Source organism: uncultured Campylobacter sp. (assembly GCF_938015785.1).
In the GTDB taxonomy this organism is placed as follows: domain Bacteria; phylum Campylobacterota; class Campylobacteria; order Campylobacterales; family Campylobacteraceae; genus Campylobacter_B.
In genome coordinates this window covers 18,540-33,233 of sequence record NZ_CALLWC010000044.1, presented here as the reverse complement: position 1 = coordinate 33,233, position 14,694 = coordinate 18,540, and the positions used below count along the sequence as shown (strand labels likewise).

Here is a 14,694-nt window from a genome sequence, read left to right as displayed (position 1 = left end):
GGCAGAATTCCATTTACTTTATGCAAAAGTAGTTAAAATTTCTGCCGCTCGTCGCGCCTGAGCTACTTATTGTGCCGGTCTGTTCGTCTCGCTTTAATTTTTATCGCTAGTAGCACCCACTTTACTTTGTCACTCCTAAATTTTTGCCGTCCGTCGCGTTAGAATCTCTCGCAGCGCCGTGATTTTCGCTGCTTGCAGAATCTGAGCTTGTCGTACCGCTAGGGCTTGCGGAGATTGGATTTGCTGCACTTTCGCCTGCGATACCGCTTACGTTATTTATGTAGGCTACGGTGCTTATTTTATTCCATTCTCTACCGATTTTCAAAAATGCGCGCTGGCTGTCTAGGATCTCTTTAAACATCGGATCTTTCGCCGCTTCTTCGTCTAAGATTTCATTCGTTGCTTTTTTAAGCGCGGCTATCACGTCTGCAGGGAAGTCGCGCACCTGCACATCCGGAAACTGCGCTTTTAGCTCTGCCCAAATGCGAGCGTTTTCATAAAAGCCCTTATTTTGGAAATTCTCTCCGGCAAGTCTTGCTGCAGCCTCTAAGATCGCTTGAAGATCCGTAGGCAGCTTCTCTAGCGCCTTTTGATTTACTAGCAGTTGGCAGTCTCCCATAGGCTCTTGCCAGCCTGTGTAGTAGTATTTAGCCACTTTGTGAAATCCAAGTGGCATATCATAGACGGGGCTTACCCACTCGACCGCGTCGATCGTACCCATCTCTAACGCCATAAATAGCTCGCCCGTAGGCACCGTGTTTATAGTGGCACCCAGCTTGCTCATCACCTCTCCGCCTAGCCCCGGTATGCGGAATTTAAGCCCTTGCAAATCTGCAACCGAGTTGATCTCTTTTTTAAACCAACCGCCCATTTGCATGCCGGTAGATCCCATCAAAAAGGTCTTCATGCCGTATTGTGCGAATATCTTATCGTTAAGCTCTCGTCCACCACCATAGTAATACCACGCGTGCTGCTCATCAGTAGTCATACCGAAAGGCACCGCCGTCCAGAGCATAGTTTTAGCATCTTTGCCTTTATAATAATAAAGCGAAGTATATCCTAGATCGTATTGACCGCTTTTGACGAAGTCGAATATGCCAAAGCTTGCCTTGTGCTTGCTCGGCGTATCGATGCGGATCTGAAGCCTACCGCCACTAAGGCTTTCGGCATAGTTTTTAAAATCCTCAGCGGCAGCGCCCAAAACGGGCGTAGTCGCCTCCCACGTACTAGCAAGTCTTAGGCGATAGACCTTATCGTCGCCGAAAAGCTGCGAGCCCAAAAGCATGAGACATGCAAACAAAAAAATCTTTTTCATTTCTATCCTTTCATAAAGTTTTAAATTCATAAAATTTCAAAATTTAGCGCGCCGCCGGCTTAAAATTTAATCGCGTTCTGCGTTACTGCTACTAAATCCTGATTCGCGGCGTCTATTTTTATCGACACGTTGCTTTGCTATTCTATTTTACGACGCTTCATCTTATAGGCACCTTGCTTTGAATACGTCTTATTTCGCGATATTTTGTTTCTAAGCGCTCCGCCCAAGCTTTTTATTTTACGATGCCTGGCTTTGCGACGATAGAGAGCGCTGCGTTCGTTTTAATTTTACCGCGTTTGGGCGTACTTACTTACACCTGCATCATATCTAGCGATAATATTTTATCAAGCGCGCTTATTTAAAAACCTCTGGCAGCAGACCTATTTTGCTTAGAAACAACAAAAGTATATTAAAATGCTATCTTTGCGCTTTTGCAGATAAAATTCTCTTTTTCTTTAAAAGCGAGCTTTGTCATTATCGGTAAGCTTAGACGCTACGCCATTTTTTGATCTTAGACGGCAGAATCGTGCTTTTAAATTTAAAATTCCGCAATCAGCGCACTCTTTGTACCGCACTGGCAAGCGGAGAGTGCGCCTTTATATTTGAATTTTGCGCCTTAGTTGAGCGCAAAATTCCGCGCGGAGTTTTGATGCAAATTCCGCGCGAAGTCTAGATTAAAATTTTACGCAGAGCCACCCCGCGTTGTCTAAAATTTTTTGCAAAATTCCGTGCTGCAAAATGCACTTAAAATTTTAAATTTGCTATTGCGCGGAATTTCTTAACGTAAATTCTAAGCCTTGAAATTTTGCTCTTGTTTGACAGCATAAAATTTTAAAACAAAATTCTACAGCCATCATGCCTTAAAATTTTATTCGCAAAGCCTACTTGCTAAATTTTAAAATTTTAAATCTAAACCCGCAAAATTCCGTATTTTGCGTTTTGAAATTCTATTTAGCAAAATTTTATCTCGCGGATTTCTTGCTCTATAAATTTCTGCGCTAAATGAAATTTTACTCCGCATAGTTTGCGCTTCGTAAAATTCTAGCTCGCAAAATTTCGCTTAAAATTTCGCGAGCTAGCCCTTATTTTCAAATAACTCCGCGTGTTTGCCGCGCAAAAACTCTACCACGGCGATCACTTCGTCCGCACCGCTAGCGTCAGAGTTCGCAAGCACCGTGTCGATATTTTCGATATATAGCTGCACCGCATCGGCGAGCCGCTCGCGCTTGATGCCCGCATAAAGCAGCATCGCGTCAAGCAGGATATTAATCTCGTAGATGAGGTCCTGCTCGGCGATTTTTTCGTCATTATTTTTCATCTTCTTCCTTTGAAATTTGAGTTTTTTTCTCGATTAGATCCACGATTTGCGCCTTTACGGCTTCGTACGAGCTCGCGTCTTTAAAGCCCGCAAACATCCCGCCGCTCGCGTTTACGTGCCCGCCGCCGCCTAGGAGCAGCTTTGCCATTTCGCTAACGTCGATTTTGCCGTCGGCGCGGAAGCTGAGCGTTTTTTTGCTCGTTACGTCGATGAAAAAATCGACATCGGGGTTTTGCGTCAAAAAGTCGTTGCCGATGACGCTTACGTTGCCGATATTGTAGGTCAAAATGCCCTTTTTATCGAGGTAGCTGATCTCGAAGCGCTGCTTTTGCGCGCTTAGGCGATCGACTACGAAGTGCGAAACGAGATTGCTTAGCGTATCGTCGCGCTCGCTTTTAAAAAATTCTTTCTTTATGCCGTGCAGTGCGCTATCTAGCGCGATGTGTGCGCTCGGCTCATCTTGAAATTTAAAAATTTTTTCCAGCAAGTAAAAGATATAATCCCTGCTCTCCCGCTCGAACATGATCTTATTGATCTCTTTCGCGCCCGAGACCATGCCGAGGCAGACCTTGCCGAGCTCAAACTCGCTCTGCTCTTTCAGCCAGATATCCACGGCATTTACGACGCGCACGAGTTTATCCAGCCGCGTCTTGCCGCCGAACATCGCGCTGAAAAAATCATAGGTGATCTTCGTGGCGCAGCGCGAAGAGTCCAGGAAATACCACGGGAATTTTTTCGCGCACTCAAGCCCACTTTGATGGTGATCCAAAAGGATCATGCGGGCGTTGCGGCGGGCTAGTTCGCCGCTAAATTTCTCGCACTGCGCGGGCAGTAAATTTAGATCGGTGATTAAAACCAGGCTTTTTTCGTCTGCGTCCGTAGCGAGCCGCTCGTCGATACGCTCAAGGATGAGTTCAAATTTTTCGTTTATCTCCTTGCCGTAGTTGGCATTGAAAAATTCCACGTCCGTCAAATAGTGCGCCGCGACGAACTGCGCGCCGTAGCCGTCTAGATCGGTGTGGCTTAGATGATATATTTTCATTTGCGTTCTTTGCCGATGACGTCTGCTAGCGTGATCGTATCCATATACTCATCGACTTTCTCTTGAAGCTCGCCGAACATTAGATTGACGCGGCATAGCGTGCGACCGTTCGGGCAGGCGTCGATCCCTTCGGCGGTGCAGTCAAATACCGTCGCCTTGCGTCTTTCGGCGCTTTTGATGATCTCGCTTAGCGTGATCTCATCCGCATTGCGCGCGAGCACAAAGCCGCCCTTGGCGCCTTTGAAGGAATTTAAAAGTCCCGCGCGAGCTAAATTTTGTAAAATTTTAGCCAAAAAGCTGCGTGAAATTCCAAGCTCGCTAGAGATCGAATCGACATCCATCGACTCCTCCTTGCCCGCGATGCAAATCATTGAAAGTAGGGCATATTCGCTTGCTTTTGTAAAAAGCATTTATTCTCTCCTTTGGTCTGAAAGCGTGCATTTTACACAAAGAAAGCAAAAATTTAGGTTAATTAAGTATAATCGCTTCCTATTTTACCGATCAGGAGGTCATCATGGCTTTAGACACGGCTCAAAAAGCACAGATAGTTGCGAAATTCGCTAGAAGAGAGAAAGATACAGGTTCTGCGGAGGTGCAAATCGCGCTTCTTACCGAAAGGATCACGCTTTTGACCTCTCATTTGCAAGCAAATCCGAAAGATTTTTCATCTCGCTTAGGACTGCTAAAGCTAGTAGGTCAGCGCAAAAGAATGATGAAATATCTTAAAAACAAAGACTACGCGGTTTACTCCAAGCTCGTTAGCGAGTTAAATTTAAGAGATAAATAAGCTCCTTTGCTCGCGGCGGCGTTTATTTCGCCCCGCGATTTATACACAGCGTCCGACAAACGGCGGGCGCTTTTTTATGCCTGAAATTTAGACAGCCACACTTTTTCAATCTTTGAATTTTTTGAGAATTTTGTAAAATTTATGAATTCTGCTTGGATTATGAAATTTTAAAATTCCATAGAAATTTTGAAATTTTGCCGAATTCCAATAATTTGCGTAGTTCACATCCGCGACGGAATTTTGAAATTACAAGCGGCGATAAATTTTATCTGCGCCGTCTTGCATACAGCTAGAATTATACATTCGCGTTATTTGTATCAAAATCTAATTGTCAAATTCCAAAAATTTGGATGAAGCTTTACTATGCCGCCAAAAATAGGGCGGCTCGTAGAATTCCGTTTTTGGAATTTTTTAAAAATAATTTTGCTTCTTGCAATTTGAACTTTTATTTAAACGCCGCGAAGCTCATAAAATTCGCCCATTTAAAGATACTCTCGACGCGCTTAAAGCCCGCGCTTAGCGCCAAGGCGCGGTTTTCTGCCTCGGTGTAGGGCACGAGGACGTTTTCAAGCGCCTCGCGTTTTTGCGCGATCTCGTAGCGCGAATAGCCCTGCGCGCGCTTGTAATCCTCGTAAATTTCGATCATCTGACGCGCGAGCGCAGGCTCTTCGTAGATAATCTTTTCGCTAAAGATCAAAACTCCGCCCTCACGCAATCCGTCGTAAATTTTACTCACGAGCGCGGCGCGGCGCGGCGGTCTGATGAACTGCAGGGTGTAGTTTAAAATCACGGCATCGCAGTCCGCGAGACTCGCATCCAGCACGTCCGATACGCTAAGCTCGAGCTTCGCGCCGAACGCCGCCGCCTTAGCGCGGGCATTTTGTATCATCGCCTCCGAGCTGTCGATGCCGCACAGCCGCAGATCGGGGCGCAGCGCAAACAGCGCCAGTAGCGCGGTCGCAGTCGAGCAGCCAAGATCGATCACGCGCGCCTTTTGCGGCAGTATCCTCGCCAAAAGCTCGCTGCTAAGCCGCGTGCTAGCCTCATAAAACGGCACGCTGCGCCCGATCATATCATCAAAAACCGACGCGACGCTGGCGTCAAACTCAAACTGTTTTTTGATAGGCTCTTTAAAAATTTCGTCTTTCATCCGTTTCCTTTTAGTTTCGCTATTTACGCAGCACTCGATTTATACTTTCTACGCATGCTAAGCGCAGAATTCTCACGCCGTGCTTTCTTCACTTACGCGACACTCTATTTGCGACCGCTACGCATGGAATTATTGCGCTTAGTTTGCCCCGCGCGAAGCATACCTAAATTTTAAACGCAGCATGAGCACTTTTGATGCAAGCGAGCTGCATCCCAGTTTGCGCCCAACTTCTAGCCCAGAGACGCTCGATGCATGATTAAATTTCACGTCTTGCTTGACAGACTCTAAAATTCCGTGCCGTGCAAATACGTTCTTGAAATTTTGCGCCGTATTTAGCGGGCTTGGAATTTCTCAGCATTAAATTTTACGTCGCCAAATCTCACGCTACCAAAACAGCTCCTTTAAATTCTTTAATTACAAACTTAAACTAAAAGCATAGTCAAAGCTCCATTGGTAGAATTTCGCGCCCATTTTGCGATTTTATGCGCCGTAAAATGAGGCCGCTTGACAAAATCCAGCGTTTAGCTAGGCGCATAATTTAGCCGCTTGACTCTTGCTCGGCAGCTCAGATCTGCTAAATTTTAAAGCTTTGCAGCGCAACTAAGATTTTTTATCACCCTCGATTCTCAGTACGGCTTGCACTTGCCTCGTCTTATATAAACCCAAGCCCAAGGTGCGTTAAAGTCCTGCGGATGGTACGTCGTTAAAATTTAACGACTTTTTATCGGCTTGCGCGCCACTTTTGTGTACACCTCCCATATATGGCATCGCAGACGTAGGCGGTGCAACCAAGTATTCTCAGTGACAACGGGCGCACGACTTTTATACGGGACGACGCGGACGGCTCATTTAATACGCCTAGATGCAAAACGCGGGCAGACGCATCAAATTTCAAGCACACAGCCCGCAAGTTTCATCTTTAAGCTTACAAGCCGCAGATTAAAATTTACGGCTTCGTAGTACCGCCTCCGCCTCTGAAGCGTCTTTTAAAATTTGCTCTTTAAGCTGCGCTAGATCGCTAAATTTGCGATTTTCACGTAGGAACTTTATAAATTTCACGCAGACGAATTTCGTGGTGCTATTTTTACTTGTAGCCTCTAAATTTTTATTTTCGGCGTCCAAGCTCTCGCTCGCCGCAAAATTTTGTGTAGAAATTTCGGTCGAATTACGCGCCGAAATTTCATCTGAATTTCGCGCAGAATGTGCGGCTTGCCCCTCGCAGCACGGCGCGCGATCTTGCGCGGAATTTAAACCCGCCTTAAAGCCTGCAAAGTCCCCTAAAATGTGCGTTTCAAGCGCATAAACCCCGTCGGTGCTGAGCCTGTGCCCCAAGAAGCTCACGCTTGCAAATTCCTTGCTTCCGGCGCGTGCTAGGCTCGCATATACGCCGCTTTTTGGCATAAAATAGCCGCTCGCATCAAGATTTAGCGTCGCTAGGAACTCCCGCGCCCCGCGCCCCTGACCGCGCACGATCCGCCCGCAGATCTCGTAATCTCGCCCTAAAAACTCCGCCGCCGCTTCGCACTGGCCGCGCGATAAAAGCTCTTTGATCCTACTTGAATGCACGCCGCCGCCGCTTAAGCAAAACTCCCCTACGACGCAGGTTTGCCCGCTAAATTCGCGCCGCAAAAACTCCGCACCCCACGCTCTGTCGCGCCCGAACCGAAAATCCTCACCGACGACAATTTTTTGTAAATTTATGAAATTCTGCCTTAAAAGTGCGATAAATTCGCCTCCGCTAAGGCTTTTGATAGCGCGTAGATCGCAATAAAAAATCTTTTTGTCCGTGAAAGCCTGCCGCGACGCAAAAGGGGTTAGCTTCGTGCCACCACCTGCTAGGATTACGATTATTGCGCCTTGCTCGCCTAGGCGCTGAAATAATTTTTGATGCCCAAGGTGCATGCCGTCGAAGTTGCCGATTGCTACGGCGCGCACGTCATCGCGGTTTGCGCCTTGTAGCGTTGCGAAAATATCGCCTCGTGCGAACTGCTCGCTTAGGCGCGCACGCAGTACTTCCGCACAAGCAGGAAGCGTGCCTTGAGCTTGCGCGTCTACGCCATTGCCGCAAGTGCCGCCATAAGCCGTTTCGTTACTGCAAGCGGCGTCGGTGTCTGCTTTATCTTCGCGGTGCGCATCGCCGGTTTTATTTTCGCTCAATTCTTGCCTTGGACGTTTGATATTTTGAGATGAATTTTCCCCATTACTTGTGAAATTCTGTTCCGTAAAATTTTTCAAGCTGGAATTCTGCGCTACGAAATTTTGCTCTTTAAAATTCCGCAGCGAAGCCTCTGTATGGTCTTTGCCTGATTTTTGATTAGCCATTATTGCTGCTTTGTCCATACGATTTTTTTGGTGTCGTAACCGCTATGCTTCGCCTTTTTCAGATAGAGGATGCGGATCGGCTCGGGCAGGGTTTTGGTGCGCGAGAGGATGTAAAGCTCGCTCGTATCGGCGCCGAAGATCAGGGCGTAGCGATAGTCGCCGTCCACCTGCGCCACGCGGTAGAGGGAGTCGGAAATCAGACCTTTTTGATAGAGCAGACCTACGCTTTTATCGCCTGCAAACTCCAACACGTGCTGCTCGTTTTCGATTTTACCAGAGCTTGTTTTGGCAGTTTTTAGAAGATTGATCGTGGAGTTTTTATCGATGAAGCACTCGTACGCGGTGTTTTGCAGCTCGCCGCCGCCCTTCATACGGGCGATCTCGTACCAGCCGCCACTAAATTTAGCGATGTCGAAGTTTTTTACGATCGGCGCTTTCGGGCTCAGACTTTTGGCGCATGAGCCCAAAAATAGCGCGCAAAACGCCAAGATAATTAAGCTTTTAAATTTCATCGTTCGTCCTTTTTAGAAGATAGAAAAATTCTTGATTTCCCTCTTTGCCCGTGATCTTACAAGCGCCGGTATGCAGCACGGCAAGCCCCAGCTCGGCGCATAGCCGCTCAAATTTTGCCCGTGCGCCGTGCGCCGCTTTTTCGTCTTTGAGCACCCCTTTTTTATTTCGCTTCGCCTCCGCACCCACCTCAAATTGCGGCTTAAATAGCACGATGAGAGCGCTTTTTGCAAGGCTCGCGAGACTTTTTAAGATCAAATTTAGCGAGATGAAGCTCACGTCGCAGGTAATTAGATCAAATTTTTTCTCGCTTGTAAACTCCCTGATGTCGGTGTTTTCGCGCACGATCACGCGAGGATCGCGCCGCAAAATTTCGCTTAGCTGCGAGCTGCCGACGTCAAGCGCAGTCACGCTCTTTGCGCCGCGCTGCAATAAAATCTGCACAAATCCGCCGGTGCTGCTGCCCACGTCCAAAACATCGGCTCCCGCTAAATTTAAAATATCTTTTTGCGAGGGCTCTGCTTGCATAGGCTCCGCACTGCCTTCTCTGCGGCACGCGTCTACCTTTCCACCTGTTTTAGAGGCTTTCGCCGCATTTAAAATCTCTGTCGTCTCGGCGCCCGCGTCCGTTTGCAAAAGCCCTGCCGTCTCTGCGCCTATACTCATCTGTAAAAATTCCACTGTCTGCTTGCCTGCACCGGTTTGTAAAAGCTCCGCCGTATCGGCAGTTTTTGCGGTACGGATCGCCTCGGTATTTGTTTCTGCGATCTTTGCCGCCGTCGCGCTTGGAATTTCGGTCGTCTCGTTCGCGCTCAAAATTTTATCCGTAGCCGCAAAATCTGCGCTTGAAATTTGCGTCGCTGTCGCTTTGCTATCCGCGTCCTTTGCGGCGCTGCACGGCTTTGAAATTTCTGTCGCCGAGTTAGGCAAATTTACGCTGCAGCTTGCCAAAAGCCCGTTTTCGGCGAGCTCGTCCAAAAAGCCCGCAAGCTTGAGCGCGCCCCTGCTTACGTAAATTTGCTCGGCAGTACCGATTTCGCCGCTCTGCTCGGGCGCGATCTGCGCGGAGGGTCTGTTTTGCACGGCGCCTCGCAGCAAAATTTTATCCTGCTTTATCAGCGTAGCGGCCTGATTTCTGCTGATTTTAAGCGTGTTTGCAACGAGCAGATCAAATCTCATTTTGCTTTCTCTCCGCGCCGCGATGAAACCTTAAAGCTTGTGCAGCTTTTGAGCAGCCTTGGGTTTAAAATTCTATCGCACAAAGCAAAGCCGCGCGTAGCAGTGCTACGCGGCTCAAATTTCAGCCAGCTGCACGCCATAAATTTAACCATACCGCGCATTGTAAATTTTAGCTCGCCGTGCGTTGCAAATTTTATCTTGCCGCTAGAGAAAATTTTAAAATTTTTCCTATCGGCGCAGCGTTTGTGCGCCGCAAAATTTGAGATATTCTTGCTTGCAGCCGCATCTATCGGCATCGCGCCCGCCGTTTTAGCGCCGCGGCAGACGGAGCCCGCGCGCCTCGCAGAAACCGCCTCTCGATTTGTCGCTCTTGCCGCTTGCTCGTGCGCTACAAAATTTTTAAAATTCTCGCGCTTCATAAAACACGCAAGCGCCGCAGAGCGGAGATTGCTTTTGAAATTTAACCCTGCGCCGTTTGAGTGCGGATTCGGCGCCAAGCAAAAAACCTTCACTCGCCGCTCCCCGCAAGCGCTTCAGGCTTGCTCTTGTTAGGCGAATTTGCGTCGGTCGTCGCCAGGCTTGCGAGTGCTTCAAACTCGCTCTCGTCGATCACCCGCACGCCAAGCGAGCGAGCTTTTTGTAGCTTGGAGCCCGCTTCTGCGCCTGCGAGTACGAAGTCAGTCTTGGCAGATACCGAGCCCTGCACCTTCGCGCCCATCGCCAAAAGCCTGGCCTTAAACTCGTCGCGCGGACGGCTGAGCGTGCCGGTGATGACGACGCTGCGGTCGGTGAAGGCGCTTCTAGTGGTCTGCATCTGGGGCGCGCGCGGCGTGATGATTTCGCTTAGATTTAGAATTTTCTCACGATTTATTTTACAAAACTCCGCTAGGCTCCTTGCCATCGCCTCTCCAAAGCCCTCCAGCCGCAGAATTTCATCTTCGCTCGCATCTAGCCAATCCTGCCCGAATGCCGCGGCGATCTTGCGCGCGGCCACCTCGCCGATGTGTTCGATCCCCAAAGAGGCGATGAAGCGCTCAAGCGGCGCGTTTTTGCTCGCATTTATCGCGCCCAAAAGATTTGAAATTTTTTTATCCGCAAAGCCCTCAAGATCCGCCAAATCCTGCGCGCCGAGAGCGTAAATATCGCCAATTTTTGAAATTTTGCCGCTTTCAAAAAGCTGCGTAATCGTCGCGTCGCTTAGCCCTTCGATATTCATGCATTTTTTGGAGCAGAAATAGATCAGCGAGCCTATCACGCGCGCCTTGCAATCGAGGTTTTGACACTTTATGAGCGCGCCTTCGTCAAGCAGCCTCTCGCCGCAAACCGGGCAGCGATCGGGGCGCGAAATTTCACTCTGCGTGCCGTCTCTGCGCTGTTTATAAACGCTCGTGATCTTCGGGATCACGTCACCGCTGCGGATGATGCCCACGAAATCGTTTTTCATCAGCCCAAGTCTCGCGATCTCATCGAAATTATGAAGCGTCGCGTTTGAAACGTTCGCGCCGTCGATGTTTACGCTATCTACGACGGCTACGGGGGTGACCGTGCCGGTGCGGCCGACCTGCAGATTGATCTCGCGCAGCCGCGTTACCTTTTCGATCGCAGGGAATTTATACGCGACCATAAAGCGCGGGAATTTCACCGTATAGCCCATCTGGGCGCACTTTGAAAGTTCATTTACGCGGATTACCATGCCGTCAAGCATCAGGTCTTTGCTCGCGCGCATGCTATGCAGCGCCTCGTATGCAGCTCTGATCTCGCTTGCGCTCTTGCAGATGCGGCAAAACTCGTCGCGCAAAAAGCCGAGACTGCGCACGAACTCCATTATCTGCGAGTGCAGCGCAAAGCTTAACGAATGCTCGCCCACTCCCCACGGGATAAATTTTAGCTTTCGCTTCGCTACGATCGCGCTATCCAGCTGGCGCAGGCTCCCCGCGGCGGCGTTGCGCGGGTTTGAAAACAGGCTCTCGCCGTTTGCGGCGCGCTCGTCGTTTAGCGCGTCAAAATCGCTCTTGGCGATCAGCGTCTCGCCGCGGATCTCGATCCTTTGCGCGTAGGGGATCTGAAGCGGTACCGATTTGATCGCTCTTGCGTTTTGCGTTACGTCCTCGCCTATAAGCCCGTCGCCGCGCGTCGCCGCGCTTATCAGCACGCCGCCTTCGTAGGTTAAATTTAGGCTCGCGCCGTCAAATTTCGGCTCGACGTAAAACTGCGCGCCGCCCTTCTCGCCGCGAGCTAGCCACGCCAAAAGGTCCGCGTCGTCGAAAATATCCTCCATCGACCACATCTGCGCGCCGTGAGCGAGCTTGGAAAAGCCCTCGCTGATCGCGCCTCCGATGCGCCGCGTAGGCGAGTACGGCAGTGCTAGCGCGGGATTTTGCTCCTCGAATTTCTCTGCTTTTGAATAAAGCTCGTCATACTCCTCGTCGCTCGCGATTGGCTTATCGTCGGTGTAATATGCCCGCGCCCACGTATTTAGCGTATCTACTGCAGATCTGTATTCATCGTAGTTCATCTTGCGCTCGCATCTTTAAATTTTAAAATTCCATGTGCCATTAGAATTTCATGCGCCGTTAGAATTTTACGCTCCGCGGCAGACCCCTGCATCCCAAATTCCGCGCCGCGCAGCAGCCCATTATCGTTAAATTTTGTGGGTCCGTTCGCTTTAAATTTCGTGTTTAAAAAGGCGCGATCAATTTCCATCGCCGAACTCCTTTAGCGCGCGCTCGTAATCAGCCGGCGTGTCGATGCCGATGCTCGCGGTTTTTATTTCAAGCATCGCGATCTTCTCGCCGGCGCTTATGGCGCGAAGCTGCTCGAGTTTTTCGGTATCTTCCAGTACCGAGGCGGGCAGGGCGCAAAAGCGCTTTAAATTTCGCACACTGTATGCGTAGATGCCGATGTGTCCGAGGTAGCACTCGCATGCCGCGCGCGGGTAGGGGATGAGCGAGCGCGAAAAATAGATCGCAAAGCCTGCGTTATCAAGCACGAGCTTGACTAAATTCGGATCCTCTGCCGCCTGCTGGCTTATGTATTTGTAGCAGCTCGCCATAAATGCGCCCTTTTGCGCGATCATGGCGTTGGCGAAATCTCTAAATTTAATCAAATTTTCGCTCTCGAAAAAGGGCTCGTCGGCTTGGATATTGATGATGATCTCATCCTCAGCAAGCGCTGCGTTTGCGATCGCTTCAGCGATGCGGTCGGTGCCACTTTGATGCTCGCGCGCGGTGAGAACGGCGTCAAAGCCGTAATCTTGCGCGATCTTTAAAATTTGCGGCTCATCTACGGCGATTAGCACGCGGTCCGCCTTGGCGGCATTTTGAGCCGTTTTGATAAACATTGGCACGCCGTCAAACTCACATAAAATTTTATTTTTAAAGCGCGTCGAAGCAAGGCGCGCGGGGATTACTATCATTTTTTGATCCACTCCATTATGGCGTTTTTGATCTCGCTTTGTTCCACGACGCTGGAGTGAACCTGCGGCGCGCTAAAAAGGCGCGAGATCTGCGGCGGAATGTCGCTGCGAAATTCCTTCGAAAGCGCGATCATATCGGCTCGTTCGTCCTCGCAAACCCTACCTTTGATCGCGCCGATCATCGACGGCGTAAATTTAATCCATTTCGCGGTTGAAACGACGAGATTTAGGCGACTTTCGTCAAGTAGCTTAAAGCAGGTCGCCGTGTGCGGGTCGATCAGCACGCCGCGGCTGCTCTCTTGCTTGATAAATTTAGCGCACTGCGCATCGTCGCAAAAATCCGCCTCGAAGACCTCGCGCAGCTTCGCAAGCTCGCTCGCGCTAAGCTGATAAAATTTATCTCGCGCCAGGCTTTGCATCAGCTCGCTAGTGCGCGCATCGCCGAACATATCGCTAAGCAGCCGCTCGACGTTGGAGCTAATCAAAATATCCATCGCAGGGCTGATTGTGCGGATGAGCTCGCGCCCGCGTAGATCGTAGATGCCGCGCGTAAAAAGCTCGGTCAGGATATTGTTCGCGTTTGAAGCGATCTTGATTTTGCCGATCTTTGCGCCCATCTTTTTGGCGAAATACGCTCCCAGCGCGTTGCCGAAATTTCCGCTAGGCACTATGACGTCGAAGGTGTTAAATTTAGCGCTCTGTTTTACGCTCTGCGCGCTGTTTGCGTCCACTGCGACGCCAAAATTTTTACCGCCCGCCGTGCACTGATCGCTTTGCTTTAAATTTTGCTCGGGGCTCAATACGCCGTGCTTTGAGAAATAGATGCTAGCGTAGAGGTAGTAGATGATCTGAAATAAAATCCTACCGAAATTTACCGAGTTTGCGGCGCTTAGATTTAAATTTGCCCGCGCGAGCTCGTTTTTGAAATCCTCGTCAGCTAGCAGCGATTTTAGAGCGCGTTGCGTATCGTCGAAGTTGCCGCGCACGCCTAAAATTTTAAGATTTGCCGCGCTTTGTTTAACCATCTGCTGGCGCTGTATCTCGCTCGTGCCGCCCTGCGGATAGAGGCAGACCGCTTTGATGTTTTCATCGTCCGCAAAAGCCTCTAGCGTCGCAGGCCCCGTGTCGCCGCTCGTGGCGCACATTATTAAAAATTTTTCATTCCTGGATTTTGCGATGCTTTTTAAAAGCGCGCCGAAGGGCTGCAGCGCCATATCCTTAAACGCGAGCGTCGGGCCGTGGTAAAGCTCCAAAATATAGGCGTTTTCGCTTAGCTTTTTGATCTGGACGGGGCAGGCGGGATTTTCAAATTTATCGTAGCGCTTTAGCGCGTCTTCAAAGACCTCGCTGCTTACGTCAAAATCGAAGCTCTCGATGATTTTAAGCGCGATCTGTTTGTAGCTCAGATCCTCGCACTGCTTAAAAAAATCCTCGCTCAAAAGCGGCAGCCGCTCGGGGCTGAAAAGCCCGCCGCCGCTCGCGCTCGGATTTAGCAGCGCGTAACTAAGATCCGCTTTTTGCGAAAAATCTCTCGTTGAAACCAGTTTCATCTTTTTCCTTTTTAAAATTTAAAATTTACGCCCGCCTAGGCGCTTCAAATTTGATCGCTTACGCTTCTTGCGCGGACTTGCGGCATCGCCGCTTTAAGCCTGCCGC

Annotated in this window: 14 protein-coding genes; 1 reads left to right on the top strand and 13 read right to left on the bottom strand. The window is 49.6% G+C overall.

Features of this window, described 5'->3' with window-relative positions; all coding sequences use genetic code 11:
- Positions 1–121: 121 nt before the first annotated feature.
- The 4 genes from Q0393_RS06395 to Q0393_RS06380 form a co-directional block, all read right to left on the bottom strand.
- Positions 122–1,315 (bottom strand): TRAP transporter substrate-binding protein, encoded by a 1,194-nt coding sequence (locus Q0393_RS06395; RefSeq protein ID WP_298978815.1) that lies wholly within the window; start codon positions 1,313–1,315, stop codon positions 122–124.
- Between the two features lie 1,075 nt (positions 1,316–2,390).
- Positions 2,391–2,633 carry a hypothetical protein gene (locus tag Q0393_RS06390; protein ID WP_298978813.1) on the bottom strand — a complete coding sequence of 81 codons (243 nt, stop codon included), beginning with the start codon at positions 2,631–2,633 and terminating at the stop codon, positions 2,391–2,393.
- Positions 2,623–3,675: a 3'-to-5' oligoribonuclease B gene (locus Q0393_RS06385; protein WP_298978811.1), complete on the bottom strand. Its 1,053-nt coding sequence runs from the start codon at positions 3,673–3,675 to the stop codon at positions 2,623–2,625. Before Q0393_RS06385 ends, Q0393_RS06390 begins: the two co-directional genes overlap by 11 nt.
- Positions 3,672–4,085, bottom strand: a complete 414-nt coding sequence (locus tag Q0393_RS06380; RefSeq protein WP_298978809.1) for an Rrf2 family transcriptional regulator — start codon at positions 4,083–4,085, stop codon at positions 3,672–3,674. The genes Q0393_RS06385 and Q0393_RS06380 overlap by 4 nt, the downstream gene beginning before the upstream one ends.
- Positions 4,086–4,189: 104 nt before the next feature.
- Between Q0393_RS06380 and rpsO the strand changes: the two genes are divergently transcribed.
- A complete protein-coding gene (gene rpsO / locus Q0393_RS06375) occupies positions 4,190–4,462 on the top strand; it encodes a 30S ribosomal protein S15 (RefSeq protein ID WP_297989767.1) in 273 nt (90 codons plus the stop codon).
- A gap of 445 nt (positions 4,463–4,907) precedes the next feature.
- On the opposite strand, the gene cmoA is transcribed toward rpsO, so the two are convergent.
- The 9 genes from cmoA to thrC form a co-directional block, all read right to left on the bottom strand.
- On the bottom strand, positions 4,908–5,612 hold the full coding sequence (gene cmoA, locus Q0393_RS06370) for a carboxy-S-adenosyl-L-methionine synthase CmoA (protein ID WP_298978807.1): 705 nt from the start codon (positions 5,610–5,612) through the stop codon (positions 4,908–4,910).
- 939 nt (positions 5,613–6,551) lie between these two features.
- The gene (locus Q0393_RS06365) at positions 6,552–7,934 is read right to left on the bottom strand and encodes a riboflavin kinase (RefSeq protein WP_298978805.1); all 1,383 of its coding nucleotides are present in this window, start codon (positions 7,932–7,934) and stop codon (positions 6,552–6,554) included.
- Complete coding sequence (locus tag Q0393_RS06360; RefSeq protein WP_298978803.1) at positions 7,934–8,446, bottom strand: lipocalin family protein; 513 nt, start codon at positions 8,444–8,446, stop codon at positions 7,934–7,936. The genes Q0393_RS06365 and Q0393_RS06360 overlap by 1 nt, the downstream gene beginning before the upstream one ends.
- Complete coding sequence (locus Q0393_RS06355) at positions 8,436–9,623, bottom strand: SAM-dependent methyltransferase (RefSeq protein WP_298978801.1); 1,188 nt, start codon at positions 9,621–9,623, stop codon at positions 8,436–8,438. Before Q0393_RS06355 ends, Q0393_RS06360 begins: the two co-directional genes overlap by 11 nt.
- Entirely contained in the window at positions 9,620–10,135 is a 516-nt protein-coding gene (locus Q0393_RS06350) for a hypothetical protein (protein WP_298978799.1), read from the bottom strand. Before Q0393_RS06350 ends, Q0393_RS06355 begins: the two co-directional genes overlap by 4 nt.
- Entirely contained in the window at positions 10,132–12,138 is a 2,007-nt protein-coding gene (ligA, locus tag Q0393_RS06345; RefSeq protein ID WP_298978798.1) for an NAD-dependent DNA ligase LigA, read from the bottom strand. Before ligA ends, Q0393_RS06350 begins: the two co-directional genes overlap by 4 nt.
- Positions 12,135–12,326 (bottom strand): hypothetical protein, encoded by a 192-nt coding sequence (locus Q0393_RS06340; RefSeq protein ID WP_298978796.1) that lies wholly within the window; start codon positions 12,324–12,326, stop codon positions 12,135–12,137. Before Q0393_RS06340 ends, ligA begins: the two co-directional genes overlap by 4 nt.
- A complete protein-coding gene (gene kdsB / locus Q0393_RS06335) occupies positions 12,316–13,038 on the bottom strand; it encodes a 3-deoxy-manno-octulosonate cytidylyltransferase (protein WP_298978795.1) in 723 nt (240 codons plus the stop codon). The genes Q0393_RS06340 and kdsB overlap by 11 nt, the downstream gene beginning before the upstream one ends.
- On the bottom strand, positions 13,035–14,588 hold the full coding sequence (thrC, locus tag Q0393_RS06330; protein ID WP_298978793.1) for a threonine synthase: 1,554 nt from the start codon (positions 14,586–14,588) through the stop codon (positions 13,035–13,037). Before thrC ends, kdsB begins: the two co-directional genes overlap by 4 nt.
- Between the last annotated feature and the right edge of the window lie 106 nt (positions 14,589–14,694).

What these genes read in the sequence shown, in the direction of transcription:
- Q0393_RS06390 (WP_298978813.1), bottom strand. Translation starts at nt 2,633, where the DNA reads ATGAAAAATAATGACGAAAAAATCGCCGAGCAGGACCTCATCTACGAG.
- ligA (WP_298978798.1), bottom strand. Translation starts at nt 12,138, where the DNA reads ATGAACTACGATGAATACAGATCTGCAGTAGATACGCTAAATACGTGG.
- kdsB (WP_298978795.1), bottom strand. Translation starts at nt 13,038, where the DNA reads ATGATAGTAATCCCCGCGCGCCTTGCTTCGACGCGCTTTAAAAATAAA.
- Q0393_RS06365 (WP_298978805.1), bottom strand. Translation starts at nt 7,934, where the DNA reads ATGGCTAATCAAAAATCAGGCAAAGACCATACAGAGGCTTCGCTGCGG.
- thrC (WP_298978793.1), bottom strand. Translation starts at nt 14,588, where the DNA reads ATGAAACTGGTTTCAACGAGAGATTTTTCGCAAAAAGCGGATCTTAGT.
- Q0393_RS06340 (WP_298978796.1), bottom strand. Translation starts at nt 12,326, where the DNA reads ATGGAAATTGATCGCGCCTTTTTAAACACGAAATTTAAAGCGAACGGA.
- Q0393_RS06380 (WP_298978809.1), bottom strand. Translation starts at nt 4,085, where the DNA reads ATGCTTTTTACAAAAGCAAGCGAATATGCCCTACTTTCAATGATTTGC.
- Q0393_RS06360 (WP_298978803.1), bottom strand. Translation starts at nt 8,446, where the DNA reads ATGAAATTTAAAAGCTTAATTATCTTGGCGTTTTGCGCGCTATTTTTG.
- Q0393_RS06395 (WP_298978815.1), bottom strand. Translation starts at nt 1,315, where the DNA reads ATGAAAAAGATTTTTTTGTTTGCATGTCTCATGCTTTTGGGCTCGCAG.
- Q0393_RS06385 (WP_298978811.1), bottom strand. Translation starts at nt 3,675, where the DNA reads ATGAAAATATATCATCTAAGCCACACCGATCTAGACGGCTACGGCGCG.
- rpsO (WP_297989767.1), top strand. Translation starts at nt 4,190, where the DNA reads ATGGCTTTAGACACGGCTCAAAAAGCACAGATAGTTGCGAAATTCGCT.
- cmoA (WP_298978807.1), bottom strand. Translation starts at nt 5,612, where the DNA reads ATGAAAGACGAAATTTTTAAAGAGCCTATCAAAAAACAGTTTGAGTTT.
- Q0393_RS06355 (WP_298978801.1), bottom strand. Translation starts at nt 9,623, where the DNA reads ATGAGATTTGATCTGCTCGTTGCAAACACGCTTAAAATCAGCAGAAAT.